Origin of the sequence: Buttiauxella sp. JUb87 (assembly GCF_004361975.1) — a bacterium.
Taxonomy (GTDB): Bacteria; Pseudomonadota; Gammaproteobacteria; order Enterobacterales; family Enterobacteriaceae; genus Buttiauxella; species Buttiauxella ferragutiae.
This window is the reverse complement of sequence record NZ_SNVY01000001.1, coordinates 1574637-1590163: the sequence shown is the minus strand read 5'-3', so window position 1 is coordinate 1590163 and position 15527 is coordinate 1574637. Positions and strand designations below refer to the sequence as shown.

11 protein-coding genes, 6 tRNA genes and 1 other RNA gene are annotated in these 15527 nt (G+C 48.3%); 10 read left to right on the top strand and 8 right to left on the bottom strand.

All coding sequences use genetic code 11. From position 1 onward, the window contains the following. Positions 1-52 precede the first annotated feature (52 nt). The 3 genes from zipA (at position 53) to EC843_RS07510 (ending at position 3367) form a co-directional block, all read left to right on the top strand. Complete coding sequence (zipA, locus tag EC843_RS07520; protein ID WP_064544592.1) at positions 53-1063, top strand: cell division protein ZipA; 1011 nt, start codon at positions 53-55, stop codon at positions 1061-1063. Positions 1064-1131: 68 nt separating this feature from the next. Further along, the gene (ligA, locus tag EC843_RS07515; RefSeq protein ID WP_064544594.1) at positions 1132-3150 is read left to right on the top strand and encodes an NAD-dependent DNA ligase LigA; all 2019 of its coding nucleotides are present in this window, start codon (positions 1132-1134) and stop codon (positions 3148-3150) included. 1 nt (position 3151) lies between these two features. Next, entirely contained in the window at positions 3152-3367 is a 216-nt protein-coding gene (locus tag EC843_RS07510; protein WP_133521995.1) for a DUF3820 family protein, read from the top strand. Here EC843_RS07510 and EC843_RS07505 read toward each other — a convergent pair whose 3' ends face one another. Then, positions 3368-4357, bottom strand: coding sequence for a bile acid:sodium symporter family protein (locus tag EC843_RS07505; RefSeq protein ID WP_064544596.1), 990 nt, complete (start codon positions 4355-4357; stop codon positions 3368-3370). Positions 4358-4447: 90 nt separating this feature from the next. Between EC843_RS07505 and EC843_RS07500 the strand changes: the two genes are divergently transcribed. Beyond that, the gene (locus tag EC843_RS07500) at positions 4448-5386 is read left to right on the top strand and encodes a LysR family transcriptional regulator (protein ID WP_121815133.1); all 939 of its coding nucleotides are present in this window, start codon (positions 4448-4450) and stop codon (positions 5384-5386) included. Between the two features lie 98 nt (positions 5387-5484). On the opposite strand, the gene EC843_RS07495 is transcribed toward EC843_RS07500, so the two are convergent. From EC843_RS07495 to EC843_RS07475, 5 genes are all read right to left on the bottom strand, one after another. Further along, a non-coding RNA gene (locus EC843_RS07495) (RtT sRNA) lies at positions 5485-5621 on the bottom strand. A 31-nt stretch (positions 5622-5652) separates the two neighbouring features. Beyond that, positions 5653-5728: transfer RNA gene (locus EC843_RS07490), tRNA-Lys, on the bottom strand. Between the two features lie 3 nt (positions 5729-5731). Next, positions 5732-5807, bottom strand: a tRNA-Val gene (locus EC843_RS07485). 33 nt (positions 5808-5840) lie between these two features. Beyond that, positions 5841-5916 (bottom strand) — tRNA-Val (locus EC843_RS07480). 61 nt (positions 5917-5977) lie between these two features. After that, positions 5978-6053: transfer RNA gene (locus tag EC843_RS07475), tRNA-Val, on the bottom strand. Between the two features lie 260 nt (positions 6054-6313). Between EC843_RS07475 and gltX the strand changes: the two genes are divergently transcribed. Then, positions 6314-7729: a glutamate--tRNA ligase gene (gltX, locus tag EC843_RS07470; RefSeq protein ID WP_064544606.1), complete on the top strand. Its 1416-nt coding sequence runs from the start codon at positions 6314-6316 to the stop codon at positions 7727-7729. A 63-nt stretch (positions 7730-7792) separates the two neighbouring features. On the opposite strand, the gene EC843_RS07465 is transcribed toward gltX, so the two are convergent. After that, a complete protein-coding gene (locus EC843_RS07465; protein ID WP_064544608.1) occupies positions 7793-8146 on the bottom strand; it encodes a YfeC-like transcriptional regulator in 354 nt (117 codons plus the stop codon). Positions 8147-8367: 221 nt separating this feature from the next. Between EC843_RS07465 and EC843_RS07460 the strand changes: the two genes are divergently transcribed. The 4 genes from EC843_RS07460 (at position 8368) to EC843_RS07445 (ending at position 12705) form a co-directional block, all read left to right on the top strand. Further along, positions 8368-8443, top strand: a tRNA-Ala gene (locus EC843_RS07460). A gap of 48 nt (positions 8444-8491) precedes the next feature. Beyond that, positions 8492-8567: transfer RNA gene (locus tag EC843_RS07455), tRNA-Ala, on the top strand. A gap of 263 nt (positions 8568-8830) precedes the next feature. Then, complete coding sequence (locus EC843_RS07450) at positions 8831-11023, top strand: EAL domain-containing protein (protein ID WP_133521994.1); 2193 nt, start codon at positions 8831-8833, stop codon at positions 11021-11023. A gap of 41 nt (positions 11024-11064) precedes the next feature. After that, positions 11065-12705: a diguanylate cyclase gene (locus EC843_RS07445; RefSeq protein ID WP_133521993.1), complete on the top strand. Its 1641-nt coding sequence runs from the start codon at positions 11065-11067 to the stop codon at positions 12703-12705. A 44-nt stretch (positions 12706-12749) separates the two neighbouring features. On the opposite strand, the gene EC843_RS07440 is transcribed toward EC843_RS07445, so the two are convergent. After that, complete coding sequence (locus EC843_RS07440; RefSeq protein ID WP_064544614.1) at positions 12750-13937, bottom strand: NupC/NupG family nucleoside CNT transporter; 1188 nt, start codon at positions 13935-13937, stop codon at positions 12750-12752. Positions 13938-14287: 350 nt separating this feature from the next. Here EC843_RS07440 and EC843_RS07435 point away from each other — a divergent pair, with 350 nt between their 5' ends. Further along, the gene (locus EC843_RS07435) at positions 14288-15526 is read left to right on the top strand and encodes an Nramp family divalent metal transporter (RefSeq protein ID WP_121815136.1); all 1239 of its coding nucleotides are present in this window, start codon (positions 14288-14290) and stop codon (positions 15524-15526) included. Position 15527 lies beyond the last annotated feature (1 nt).

The window sequence follows — 15527 nt, the reverse complement described above, 5'->3', positions numbered from 1 at the left end:
AGTGAGTAAATGTTTGCCGCGGTGGCAAGGTGTTAGAACAACAGAGAATATAATGATGCAGGATTTGCGTCTGATATTAATCATTGTTGGCGCGATCGCCATAATAGCCTTACTGGTTCACGGTCTGTGGACGAGTCGTAAGGAACGTTCATCCGTTTTTCGTGATCGTCCATTGAAGCGCATGAAGTCTAAGCGTGACGAATACGAGCCGGATGGCGACGAGGCTGACGATGAGCAAGATGATGGAGTAGGTGAGGTGCGTGTGCGTCGGGTAACTCCTGCGCCAGAAACAGTGACTCGCGAGCCAGAAATGCCTCGTCAGCCGCAAGCACCTCAACACCAATACGAGCCACCTTACGCTTCTGCTGAACCACGTCAGAGTTCGCCTGTGCGTCAGCCTGAACCGGTCATGCCGCGTCAGGAAGTGCCAGTCGCACCGACTAATCACCAGCCAGCACCTCAACAGCATGTGCAGCCGGCGGTCCATCAAGCCCCACAACCGGCGCTACAACAGCCTGTTGTACCGCCAGTGGCACCGCAAGCTCCGATTCAACAGCCAACAGTTCAGCACGTAGAACCTGCGGTTGAACCGGCTGTTGCTCAACCGGCTCCGACACCAGAACCACCGGAACGTCGTAAAGAAACGGTGATTGTGCTTAATGTCTCGGCTCATGCGGGCAGTATGATTAACGGTGATGTGCTGTTAAACAGTATTCAGCAGGCGGGCTTTATTTTTGGCGAAATGAATATTTTCCACCGTCATCTGAGTCCTGATGGTAGCGGCCCGGTTCTGTTCAGCCTTGCTAATATGGTTAAACCAGGTTCGTTTGACCCAGAAAGCATGACGAATTTTGCAACGCCTGGCGTGACAATCTTCATGCAGGTACCATCTTATGGCGACCCGGCGCAGAACTTTAAGCTGATGCTTCAGTCTGCTCAGCATATTGCTGATGAAGTCGGTGGTGTTGTGCTTGATGATCAACGTCGCATGATGACGCCGCAAAAAATGCGTGAATATCAGGATCGTATCCGCGAAGTGGTTGAAGCAAACGCAACCCACTGATACCCATCCTGAACATGTTTATCCCTAAACCCCCGCATGTCGGGGGTTTTTTATATTGATGGTGCGATATGGACACAATCGAACAACAAATTACTCAACTGCGAACCACGCTTCGCCATCATGAATACCTTTATCATGTGCTTGATAACCCAGAAATCCCTGATGCGGAATACGACCGCCTGATGGGGGAATTGCGCTCACTTGAAGAAGCGCATCCTGAGCTCATTACCCCCGATTCACCGACACAGCGCGTAGGGGCTGCACCTTTAAGCGAATTTACCCAAGTTCGCCATGAAGTGCCGATGTTGTCGCTCGATAACGCCTTTGATGAAGCGAGTTACCTGGCATTTAACAAGCGTGTCCAGGACCGCTTAAAAAGCACCGAAGCCGTGACTTTTTGCTGTGAACTGAAACTGGATGGCCTGGCGGTAAGCCTGCTCTATGAAGACGGTGTATTGACTCGTGCTGCCACGCGTGGCGACGGTACGACGGGTGAAAATATCACCGCCAACGTGCGTACCATTCGTGCTATTCCACTCAAATTGCGCGGCACAAATCTTCCTCGCCGCCTGGAAGTACGTGGTGAAGTGTTCCTGCCACAGGCGGGCTTTGAGAAAATTAACGAAGAAGCGCGCCGTACGGGCGGAAAAATTTTTGCCAACCCTCGCAATGCGGCGGCCGGATCATTGCGCCAGCTCGATCCTCGCATTACGGCAAAACGCCCATTAACCTTCTTCTGTTATGGCGTCGGCTTGCTTGAAGGTGGTGAATTGCCAGCCAGTCATCATGCACGTTTGCAGCAGTTCAAAGAGTGGGGCCTGCCAGTTAGCGACCGCATTCGTCTGTGCAACACACCAGAAGAAGTACTGGCGTTTTATCACCAGGTTGAGGCCGACCGCCCAACACTCGGCTTTGATATTGACGGTGTAGTCATCAAAGTAGATTCGCTTGCGTTGCAAGAAACACTCGGCTTTGTTGCTCGTGCACCACGCTGGGCAGTGGCGTTTAAATTCCCGGCTCAGGAACAGATGACCTTTGTTCGTGACGTTGAATTCCAGGTTGGGCGTACTGGCGCTATTACCCCGGTTGCACGTCTTGAACCTGTTCAGGTCGCGGGGGTGTTGGTCAGTAATGCCACACTGCATAATGCGGATGAAATTGAGCGCCTGGGCTTAAGAATCGGTGATCGCGTGGTCATCCGTCGTGCTGGCGATGTTATCCCACAGGTTGTTGGTGTGGTGGAATCTGAGCGCCCGGAGAACACCGCAGAGATAGTTTTCCCGACTCATTGCCCGGTTTGTGGGTCAGACGTTGAACGTGTGGAAGGCGAAGCGGTAGCTCGTTGCACCGGAGGCCTGATTTGTGGTGCGCAGCGTAAAGAAGCGCTTAAGCATTTTGTCTCGCGCCGTGCGCTGGATGTTGACGGGATGGGCGACAAGATCATCGATCAACTGGTGGAGAAAGAATACGTTCACACCCCAGCCGATCTATTTACTTTGACGCCGGGTAAACTTACCGGGCTCGACCGCATGGGGCCGAAGTCTGCGCAAAACGTGGTTGATGCGTTGGTTAAAGCCAAAGAAACCACCTTTGCGCGTTTCTTATATGCACTCGGTATTCGTGAAGTCGGCGAAGCGACAGCTGCTAGTTTAGCCGCTCACTTTGGTACGCTTGATGCGCTGTCTGCTGCGAGCATCGAGGAGTTACAAAAAGTTCCTGACGTCGGCATTGTGGTGGCTACTCATACGTTTAACTTCTTTGCCGAAGAGAGCAACCGTGAAGTGATCCGCCAGTTGACGGAAGAAGCGGGCGTTCACTGGCCAGCTCCCGTGGTTATCAAAGCTGAAGAAATTGACAGTCCTTTCGCCGGTAAAACGGTGGTGCTGACTGGCTCGCTGAACATCATGTCGCGTGACGATGCGAAAGCACGTTTGGTGGCGTTAGGTGCAAAAGTGGCAGGTAGTGTGTCGAAGAAAACGGATCTGGTGATCGCGGGCGAAGCGGCGGGTTCTAAGCTTGCTAAAGCTCAGGAACTGGGTATTGAGGTGATTGATGAAGCTGAAATGATTCGCTTATTGGGTGAATGAAATGGATAAAGAACAGCTTATTGAGATAGCCAATACTGTGATGCCGTTCGGCAAGTACAAAGGTCGCGTGTTGATCGATGTACCGGAAGAATATCTGCTGTGGTTTGCTCGCAAAGATGAGTTCCCGCAAGGTCATCTGGGTGAGTTGATGAGGCTCACATTGCTGATTAAAACTGAAGGGTTGGAGGGGATGGTCAAGCCCCTCAAACGGCATTAATTAAGCATTGTCGGTGGCGGCTTTGGCCGCCACTTGAGTCTCTTTCTGGTAACGCCTTGCCAGAACAGCACAAATCATCAGCTGCAACTGGTGGAAGATCATCAGTGGCAGCACCATCATCCCCACGGTAGCGACCGGGAATAAGATATTTGCCATCGGAATACCATTCGCCAGACTCTTTTTTGAACCGCAGAACACGATAGTAATTTCGTCCGCCTTACTAAAACCCAGACGTCTGGCGACGAACATATTGATACTGATAACAATGGCCAGCAATATCAGGCTCACAACAACGATAAACAGTAGTGAACCTAAACCGACTTTGTGCCAAATTCCATGTCTGACCGCCTCGCTAAACGCCGTGTAGATAACCAGAAGAATTGATGTCTGGTCAGTCTTACCTATCCATTTTTTATGGCGCGCAACCCAATCACCAATCCACGGGCGCGATAAATGCCCGGCGACAAATGGCACCAGCAGCTGCAACATAATACTGCCGACTTGTTGCAGGCTACCGCTTGCGCCGTGGACGTGCATCACCATGCCAACTAACAATGGCGAGAGGAAAATACCGAGCAGGCTTGAAGCGGAAGCGGCGCATACGGCAGCAGCAACATTCCCTCCGGCAAGTGAAGTGAAGGCAATGGCAGATTGCACGGTGGCAGGCAGAATGCAAAGGTACAAAAAGCCGGTGTAAATTTCCGGACTGACATTAACTGGTGCCCACCAGGCAAACAAAACACCCAATACCGGGAAGAGTACAAAGGTGCTGCACATCACCCACAAGTGCAGCCGCCAGTGGCTGCTACCCGCGATAATTGCCTCACGCGAAAGCTTTGCGCCGTGCATAAAAAATAGCAATGCAATAGCCGCAGTTGTTAGCCCTTCAAAAAAGCCCACAAAACTACCTTGAGCCGGGAAGAAAGACGCCAGCAGTACGGTAACAATCAACGTCATAGTAAAAGGGTCGAGCACGCGAAAGAGTTTCATCATCATTCCTCAAACTGTTATCGCGCCATTGTGCTTTTATCGTTTTTAGAAATAAAATTGATTTATTGAATACATTAATGAAAAAAACAGATGAATTACTCTCTGCGTCAGTTAAAAGTCTTCGTTGCCGTGGCTCATGCTGGAAGTTTTAGCCGGGCAGGGGAGCAAATTGGCCTGAGCCAATCGGCAGTCAGCCACAGCGTGAAAGAGTTGGAAAATGAAATAGGCGTAAAACTGTTGGATCGCACCACGCGCGAAGTTGTGCTGACGGATGCGGGCCAACAACTGGCAGCACGGCTTGAGCGGTTGCTGGAAGAGTTGACCAGTACATTGCTGGACACGCGCAGTGTCGGCCATCAACTAAGCGGTACCGTGCGAGTTGCGGCAAGCCAGACTATTTCCGCTCATTTGATGCCACAATCTATTGCGGCGGCGGCACTGAAATATCCTGCTATTCGCTTCGTGCTACATGACCGTCCGCAGCAGTGGGTGCTGCAAAGTATTCGCCAGGGGGAAGTGGATTTTGGCATGGTTATCGACCCCATTCAGGCAAGCGATCTGGATTGTGAGGCTGTGCTATCTGAGCCTTTTTTATTACTGTGCCGTAATGACCATCCATTTGCTGCCTGCAAACAGGTTCCATGGCAGGAGCTACAAGGTACAAATCTGGTTTTGCAGGATTATGCATCGGGCAGTCGACCATTGATCGATGATGCATTAATGCGCCAGGGCATTGAGGCAAATATTGTGCAGCAGATAGGTCATCCGGCGACACTGTATCCTATGGTTGAAGCTGGAATCGGCATTAGTGTACTTCCCGCACTTGCATTGCCATTACCGCAAGGCCGGCCATTGGTTGTGCGGCCACTTGTCCCGGTGGTGGAGCGGAAATTAATGCTGGTACGGCGCAAAAATCGCTCGCTATCGCGTGCAGCGGAGGCGATTTGGCAGGTTGTCCGTCAACAGGCCCAGCAGTTAACTGCAGCGCGCCAGGGCGATCCGCTATTTGATAATAATGAGGTTTTGTAGGGGGAAATTAGCGTAAGCGGCAATGTTGTTTCGCAGCACTCAGCTTGAACCTGCCTTAGAAACAACAAAAGCGCCCTGAAGGCGCTTTTGTCTGAATTTGGTGGGGCGTGCAGGATATCACTCGTCTCATCCTGAGACTCGCCCTTCGGGTCACCGCAAGCGGTGATGCAAAATCGTTCCCGACGATTTTGTCGAACCTGCAGCAGGTTCAAATCCCGCCCGAATCGCGCATAGCAAAAAGGCGCCTTTAGGGCGCCTTTCTACATTGGTGGGGCGTGCAGGATTCGAACCTGCGACCAATTGATTAAAAGTCAACTGCTCTACCAACTGAGCTAACGCCCCGAATGGTGGGTGATGACGGGCTCGAACCGCCGACCCCCTCCGTGTAAAGGAGGTGCTCTACCAACTGAGCTAATCACCCAAACTTCGGTACTGCTATCGCAAGAGTAGATAATGGTGGGTGATGACGGGCTCGAACCGCCGACCCCCTCCGTGTAAAGGAGGTGCTCTACCAACTGAGCTAATCACCCAAATCTTATCTCTTACTGTACTTCTTAATGACTACACACTGCGGTATCACTCACTAATGAATGGTGGGTGATGACGGGCTCGAACCGCCGACCCCCTCCGTGTAAAGGAGGTGCTCTACCAACTGAGCTAATCACCCCCGCTGTGTGGAGTCGCATTATAGGGAGAGTTGAAAATGAGTCAACGCCTTTTCTAAAGATTTTGTTTGTTCGTCGTAAAAATAAACAATGCGATCGCCAAATATCCATTGGTGATTGATTTATCACCAGAATATAAGGATTGCTGAGAACACAAGGTATCGACATTGAGGAATCAGCACACAGTGGTAGAATGTTTTCGACTAAATATTCCCTGGCATTTGCCGGTTTCCCGGCACTTTTGCGTAATTAAGGCCGTTTAATGAAAATCAAAACTCGCTTCGCGCCAAGCCCAACAGGCTATTTGCACGTTGGTGGCGCTCGTACTGCTCTTTACTCATGGCTTTTTGCTCGTAACCACGGCGGCGAGTTTGTGCTGCGTATAGAAGACACTGATCTTGAGCGTTCAACCCCAGAAGCTATCGAAGCTATTATGGATGGCATGAATTGGTTGAGCCTTGAGTGGGACGAAGGCCCGTACTACCAGACCAAACGTTTTGATCGCTACAACGCGGTTATCGATGAAATGCTGGAAGCGGGCACAGCGTATAAATGTTACTGCTCTAAAGAACGCCTTGAAGCGCTGCGCGAAGAACAAATGGCGAATGGCGACAAGCCGCGTTACGACGGCCGCTGCCGTCACGGTCATGAACATCACGCGGCAGACGAACCTTGTGTGGTGCGTTTTGCCAACCCGCAAGACGGTTCTGTGATTTTCGACGACCAGATCCGTGGCCCAATCGAATTCAGCAACCAGGAACTAGACGATCTGATCATTCGCCGTACCGACGGTTCCCCAACTTATAACTTCTGTGTGGTAGTCGATGACTGGGATATGGAAATCACCCACGTTGTTCGTGGTGAAGACCATATCAACAACACACCTCGCCAGATCAACATCCTGAAAGCGTTGAATGCACCTGTTCCGGTATATGCGCACGTATCTATGATTAATGGCGATGACGGTAAAAAGCTTTCTAAACGCCACGGTGCCGTAAGCGTCATGCAATATCGTGATGATGGTTATCTGCCTGAAGCTTTGCTGAACTACCTGGTGCGCTTGGGTTGGTCACACGGCGATCAAGAGATCTTCACGCGTGAAGAGATGATCAAGCTGTTCACCCTTGATTCAGTCAGCAAATCTGCCAGCGCATTTAACACGGAAAAATTGCAGTGGTTGAACCACCACTACATTAACCATTTGGCACCTGAATATGTTGCCACGCATCTGCAATGGCATATCGAGCAGCAAAATATTGATACCCGTAATGGCCCGCAATTGGCTGAACTGGTGAAACTGCTTGGCGATCGCTGCAAAACTCTGAAAGAGATGGCTGAAACTTGCCGCTACTTCTACGAAGACTTCAGTGAGTTTGATGCGGATGCTGCGAAGAAACACCTGCGTCCGGTTGCGCGTCAGCCACTGGAAGTGGTGCGTGACAAACTGGCAGCGTTAACTGACTGGACAGCAGAAAACGTGCATAACGCAATTCAGGCAACAGCTGATGAACTGGAAGTGGGTATGGGCAAAGTTGGCATGCCACTGCGCGTAGCGGTTACTGGAGCAGGGCAGTCACCTGGTCTGGATGTCACCGTCCATGCAATTGGTAAACAACGTTCTATTGCGCGTATCAACCAGGCGCTGGAATTTATTGCACAGCGCGAAGCACAACAGTAACGCGTACGGTAATAAAGAGTACTTGCTAACAAGCCGGCTTATGCCGGCTTTTTAATACTCGTCTTATTCATCACGAATACTTAAACGTTTTAAAACTCCCGCAATTCCTTCCCGAAGAAGCAGTGCAGACAACTTTTCTTGCTCAACTATCGACATCTGTTTCATCGAATTAAGCAGAAGGCCTTCCAGGGAAGTGTCATTAACATGGTAGTTGCTGTGTTTCTCAGAAACACGTTTTGCACTATTAATAAAATCGCGTACACGTTCGTCAACATGAATCAGCCGAGCTTTACCACCTTGAACACCGGGTTTTTGCGTGGTGAGCCAACATTCTTTACGTACCCATTTGTTGATTGTTTGACGACTGTAACCGGTAATTATCGCCAGCTCTTCTGGGGTCATACGTTCCTTGAGCACAGTTTTTCCTTAAGTCCAAAGGGGTTATTAGTGGTTCATTTTAGAGGATCATTTTACTGGAAACTGTGACAGGATTAACTACAGCATCATGATATGCAATTAGCTTTGTTCACATTGTTTGCTTTTTCGACGATCAACCGCAGAACAAGAATTTGCCGTTGACACTGTTGAATGGGTTTCATATGATGCCGCCCGTCGATACGACACGGTGTTCACGGTATGGGGCTATAGCTCAGCTGGGAGAGCGCTTGCATGGCATGCAAGAGGTCAGCGGTTCGATCCCGCTTAGCTCCACCAAATCTTAACCAGCAAGATTTGAACCGTTTACACAATAAGACCCTTCGTGGGGCTATAGCTCAGCTGGGAGAGCGCTTGCATGGCATGCAAGAGGTCAGCGGTTCGATCCCGCTTAGCTCCACCAAAATATAAAACCCTCGCCTGATGGCGGGGGTTTTTTCGTTTTAATAACAAAAAAACTCAAAATCACCGCACACCAGCGACATTTATTACACATCTATTCACCTAGTGAATATATCAAACTATTTCTCTTTGTTGGGATGTGTAAAAGATGAAGTAAATTAAAGAGATGTGGTATTTCGCAAACTTGATCTGCGCAATAAATAAACGTATTATTCATCACCGAATAACGCTGCCAAACAATGCAGAATACTCACTCCAGAGCTTATGACTTTCCGAAAAATGATAAAAAAATCCGTCACAGCACTGGTTTTAAGCCTTCTGCTTGTTCCTCTTTCTCGCTACATCTCACCCGCTACAGTTGTTGAATCTAAGCAGATTTATCTCGCATACCTTCCAATAAGTTTCATGATCGCCATGGTGCTTATCTATGGGCGGTTAGGTATTATTCCGTTAATAATAGCTTCAATCGTCGCATATTCATTCTGTTTGAAAATATCCTGGTTTGCGGTGGTGGTATTTGTCCTTTGTCTGGTCTCTGCAATATCAGTTTGTTGCATGATGGCTCGTTATTATCTCGGTGCACGCTGGCGTCATGGTTTAGCAGATAAAGGTATTGGCATCAGGATATTTTGGCTTGGTTTTGTTGTCCCATTCTTTATTAAAATATTGATGTATATTTCCGGAATATATATTCATTTTCCTGCTCGGGTTGCAGCGTATTTCGGTGATAACTCACTTATTTTCATGGTGGTCGATTTCCAAAGCCTGGTTGCCGCATCGCTTATTTTTACCCCTTTATTCTATTACCCATTAAGGATGATCCTGAATCCTTATTATGCGCGCGCATTCTGGCTCCGTTGTGTGGTGCGTGATTTTGTTGGGCCGCGCCGTTGTTACTCCTTGACTTGGGTCTTTTGCTTAATAACCCTGCTGGGGGTTTTGTGTTCCTCCTGGGGGGTTCTGCAGGTTTCTGGCTATCTGGTACCGGTCATCTTCGTGCTATTTGCTCTCGGAATCCGCCATTTCGGCCCGCGTATCATGGGGCTAATGTGGGCGATTTCTGCATGGTTATTGCTGACCTATAACGATGGTTTCCTGTATGGGGTAAATACTGAATTTGCTCTGTCCTTTATTCTCTCGGTATTTATCTCATTTAGCGTCTGTATGGTGTATATGACGTCGATGTTCAAGAAAAATGAGTGGATGAAGCATATTTATCGTTCGCAAGCCCTGACTGACCCCTTAACTCAGTTACCGAATATTCGTGCGCTGGAACATCATGTGCAATGTTATCCAAAAGGGACGTTGTGTTGCTTGCGTATGTCTAATCTGGAATTTTTAAGTCGCCATTATGGCATGATGATGCGTATTGACTGTAAACGTATTATCACCAGCCAATTAACCCCTTTGCTACATCAAGGTGAACAGGTATTTCAATTACCTGGCAGTGAATTATTAATATTTTTACATACTCAGGATGCTGCTGCACGACTCGGCAATATGGTCGATACACTCAATAGTAAACAAATAAAATGGCATAACACTATGCTGGACATTGAGTACAGTGCATCTTATAGCGCTATCGATAATGACCTTGTTGAATTACACCATACATTAGGGCAATTAAGTTATCTGTCTGAACAGGCTTGTGCCAGCAGGCGTGTGCTAAGTCTGAATACCCGAATTGAAGATGTTTCAGGCCAGACGACAGATCGCGTTTTACTTCTGCAAAAAATTAAACATGCTTTGAATGATGAACAATCTTTTGTGCTGTATGCCCAACCCGTTATGAACGTGCAGGGGAAGGGCTATCACGAAATACTCAGTCGTTTAATATTAGATGGCGAAGTTATTACGCCGGATAAGTTTATTCCTGTGATCACTGAATTTAACCTCAGTACCCGCTTCGACATGCTAATCATGAAGAAACTGGTGAGTTTCCTGCAGCAACATGCTGTTGAAAGCCAACAACCGCGTTTTTCTGTCAATCTTATGCCGTTGACGTTAATGCAAAAAGATATCGCCCAGGACATTGTTTCCTTGTTTGCTGAATATCAGGTGCCAACCTGCAGTGTAATTATTGAAGTTACTGAGGAACAGGCATTTTCAGAATCAGAAATCTCAATGCAGAACATCACGCTGCTGCGTGAAAGCGGCTTTAAAATTGCCATTGATGACTTTGGCACAGGCTATGCCAATTACGAAAGACTCAAACGGCTTCATGCGGACATTATCAAGATTGATGGGTGTTTCATTAAAGACATCACATCGGACTCGCTTGATCCGCTGATTGTTAAATCAATATGTGACATGGCACAAGCGAAGCAGCTCAGTGTCGTTGCCGAGTTTGTTGAAACAGAAGAACAGCGCAACCTTTTGCTTAGCCTTGGCGTAGAGTTTTTACAAGGTTATCTGATTGGCAAACCAGAGCCTCTTAATACAGTCCATACTTTTTAAGGTAGCAGTATGTTGCGAGCATCTGATCACAGGACTTTATTGTGAGCACTTCCAGAGCGAATAGATTCCGTTTACCGTTGGCCAACACACTGCGTGTTATTCATCTGTGCTTTATTTTTGTTTTTGTCCTGACCGCCATACTGTTCTGGCAGCAAGGCCAGTTGTTTAGCCAGGGTTATCGCACCGGGCAGTTAAGCCACCTGGAAAGCGTGATTGCGCGGCTTGAAAGCAGAGCACAATACAAGGTTGATAATCTTCGCTATTTAAAACGAATTTTTATTGAAGCGATGGATGATCCGATTTTTCCTGGTAGCCCGGTGGCTCCCTGGGAAGTCAATGAGAATGCGATTCAAAGGCCACTATGGATTGGCGAGTTACCCCTGCCTGATACTGTCACTGAAGATGAAGCTTTTCAGGGCAAAGAATCACAGGAAGTGCGTAATCAACTCAATGGGTTGCGTAAAATACAGGGGCTTTTCCCGCTGGCAACCGGGGAACATGAACTGCTTGCCGATTTGTACTATATCTCGCGTGAAGGTGAATTTATCGCCTCTTTATCGCAAGAGGTTAACGAGCAACTGATCAATAGTTATAACCCGCACGAAAAGCAGGGTAGTTTCGTATTGGCTTCACCGCTTTTGAATCCCCGGCGCGCACCGTTCTGGACGCGGCAAAACATCGCTAACAGCGATGAGACAGTGATTAACGCGGCGATACCAGTCGATTTTGGTGGTGAATGGGTCGGGTTGTTGGGAATTGCATTTGATAATCAGTCAGTACAGAAATTTCTTGCCTCTTCATTACCTGAAGGGACGCAAAGTGCCTACCGATTATATGATGAGCAGTTAAAACCGCTGACAAAAGCGGTGGGTGCGGAAAACAACGTACAGCTGAACGTGGAGCAGAAGAAAACCATTCTCAAGATGTTGATTGATAAACCGCGCGGCACTTTCCGTTCCGGGTCGGTATTTATCACTTTTGGTAAACTGAGAGGGACACACTCGGTTCTGGTGAGCACCCAAACCCTGAGCCAGGGGCTGCACGAAGATTTTGGGCGATTCAGTCTACTTCTCGTCACGATGTTTTTGATTTTTGTGCTTTCTCTTTTAGGAGCACATCGCATTATTTGCCGCCTGGTGGGCAATATGGGCAATTTACAACGTGAAATGCAGCATCATGCGCTTCACGATGATTTGACCGGAGTACTTAACCGGCGTGGTTTCTTCGAGAAAACATCGCAAGTCAGCCCTAATTATGTCGATTACACCCTTGTTCTATTGGATCTCGATCACTTCAAAAAAGTAAACGATATGTATGGGCACCAGGTCGGTGACAATGTGTTGATCCACGCCACTGGGCGTATCCAGCGTGCCATACGTAAACAGGATATTTTGGGGCGTATAGGCGGTGAGGAGTTTTGTATTTACCTGCCAAACTCTGACCTTAAAACCGGGATCAAGGTGGCGACACGTATCAAATGGGAGCTTGAGTCATCGGCGCTGATTCTTGAAGATGGCTCGCAGTTACCTGTTACCGCATCGCTGGGTGTCGCGTCGTATCGCGAGCATCCTGAATACATGCTTGAGCAGATCCAATCCCTTGCGGATATGCGTATGTACAGGGCCAAAGCACGCGGAAGAAATCAGGTGTGTTGGTTGGGTGAAGATAAATTTCAGGCATAAAAAAACCGAGGCGTAAGCCTCGGTTTTTGTTTGTAGCGTCAGGATTACAAGAACAGGCCTGCAATAGAAGCAGACAGAATGCTCACAAGCGTTGCGCCATAAACCAATTTCAAGCCGAAGCGAGAAACCACATTACCTTGTTCTTCGTTCAGGCCTTTAATCGCACCAGCGATAATCCCGATAGAAGAGAAGTTAGCAAACGACACCAGGAACACAGACAGGATACCTTCCGCACGTGGGGAGAGCGTACCCGCCAGTTTTTGCAGATCCAGCATCGCAACGAATTCGTTCGATACCAGTTTGGTTGCCATGATACTGCCAACCTGCAGGGCTTCATGTGAAGGAACACCCATCACCCAGGCTATTGGATAGAAGATGTAACCCAGAATGCCCTGGAAGGAGATACCGAAGATAGCTGCAAACAGTGCGTTCAATGCAGAGATCAAAGCGATAAAGCCAATCAGCATTGCGGCAACGATAATCGCAACTTTAAAACCTGCCAGGATATATTCACCGAGCATTTCGAAGAAACTTTGACCTTCGTGCAGATTAGACATCTGCAGGTTTTCTTCGCTCTCTTCAACACGGTATGGGTTGATAAGAGATAACACGATGAAGGTACTGAACATGTTCAATACCAGCGCTGCGACCACATATTTAGGTTCGAGCATCGTCATATAAGCGCCGACAATCGACATGGACACAGTAGACATGGCCGTAGCGGACATAGTGTACATGCGGTTGCGGGACATCTTACCGAGAATATCCTTATAGGCGATAAAGTTCTCTGACTGTCCCAAAATCAGTGAGCTTACGGCGTTAAAGGATTCCAGTTTACCCATACCATTCACTTTAGACAGAAGGGTACCGATAAAGCGGATAACAATTGGCAGCACGCGAATGTGTTGCAAAATACCAATCAGCGCAGAGATAAAGACGATTGGGCAAAGTACTTTCAGGAAGAAGAAGGCGAGTCCTTCGTCATTCATCTTACCGAATACAAAGTTTGTCCCTTCATTAGCGAACGACAGGAGTTTCTCAAACATTTCTGAGAAGCCTCTCACGAAGCCCAGGCCCACTTCTGAGTTCAGGAAGAACCAGGCGAGAATGAGTTCGATCACTAACAATTGAACGATAAAGCGAATACGGATCTGCTTACGATTGCTGCTGAGCAACAAAGCAAGCAACGCAACCACGGCAAGCGCTAAAACAAAATGCAGAACGCGGGACATATTTGCTCCAAATATTATGAGGCAGGTTTAATTTCGTTGCACATTCTATGTAACAAGCAATAAGAAAACGAGAGCAATCGCACACTATAGTAATGACATGTGACCAATCTCAAAATTAGTGATCAACCATACATTTCTGCTATGTTAAGTAAAGAAGGTAAAAGTTGCGTCAATGCACATATCTTCATAATAGTTGTTGTCTTCATTGTGGTTCGTTAATCGGCGCCTAAAAATCCCTCATTGTTTCAAACTATAGAAGAAATCAGTTTTTGTCCCTTAAATGAATTTGATAATCATTCTCACTTTTGCTAGCTTGAAACATAGCAAAGGCTATATCTCAGAGGCAGATGATGACTAATACTCGCGTTGAAAATAGTGGTACTCGCACAGCGCGCAGATTACGCCTGGCGTTGATGGGGCCGGCTTTTATTGCTGCCATTGGTTATATCGACCCTGGTAACTTTGCCACCAACATCCAGGCGGGGGCCAGCTTTGGCTATAAATTGCTGTGGGTGGTGGTCTGGGCCAACCTGATGGCGATGCTCATCCAAATCTTGTCTGCAAAACTCGGCATCGCGACCGGTAAAAATCTTGCCGAACAGATTCGCGACCATTATCCGCGCCCGGTCGTCTGGCTTTACTGGGTACAAGCCGAAATTATTGCCATGGCGACAGATCTCGCCGAATTCATTGGTGCGGCGATTGGTTTTAAATTAATCCTCGGTGTTTCTTTATTGCAGGGCGCGGTGCTGACAGGTATTGCCACGTTCTTAATCTTGATGCTGCAACGGCGCGGCCAAAAACCACTCGAAAAAGTGATTGGCGGGTTATTGCTATTTGTCGCAGCCGCTTACATTGTCGAACTCATTTTCTCACAGCCTAAACTGGTGGATCTGGGCAAGGGTATGTTGATCCCGAGCCTGCCAAACAGCGAAGCGGTATTTCTGGCGGCGGGTGTGCTTGGCGCCACCATCATGCCGCACGTTATCTATCTGCACTCGTCGCTCACCCAACATTTACATGGTGGCAATCGGGCTGAACGCTATTCAGCGACCAAATGGGATGTGGCGATAGCAATGACCATCGCCGGATTTGTTAACCTGGCGATGATGGCCACCGCCGCCGCGGCATTTCACTTCACGGGCCATACCGGTGTTGCTGACCTCGACGAAGCTTATCTCACACTGCAACCGTTGCTCAGTCACTCGGCGGCTACCATCTTTGGTTTAAGCTTAGTTGCTGCGGGCTTGTCGTCTACTGTGGTGGGGACGTTAGCCGGGCAAGTGGTGATGCAGGGCTTCGTGCGTTTTTATATCCCGCTATGGGTTCGCCGCTCCGTGACCATGGCACCGTCATTCATTGTGATTCTGATGGGGCTTGATCCCACTCGCATCCTGGTGATGAGCCAGGTATTACTCAGTTTCGGGATTGCCCTGGCACTGGTTCCACTGCTGATTTTTACCAGCAATGACAAACTGATGGGCGATTTAGTCAATACACGCGTCGTGAAAACAACGGGGTGGGTGATTGTGGCGATAGTGGTTGCGTTGAATTTGTGGCTGCTGATTGGGACGGTGTTGGGGCTGTAAC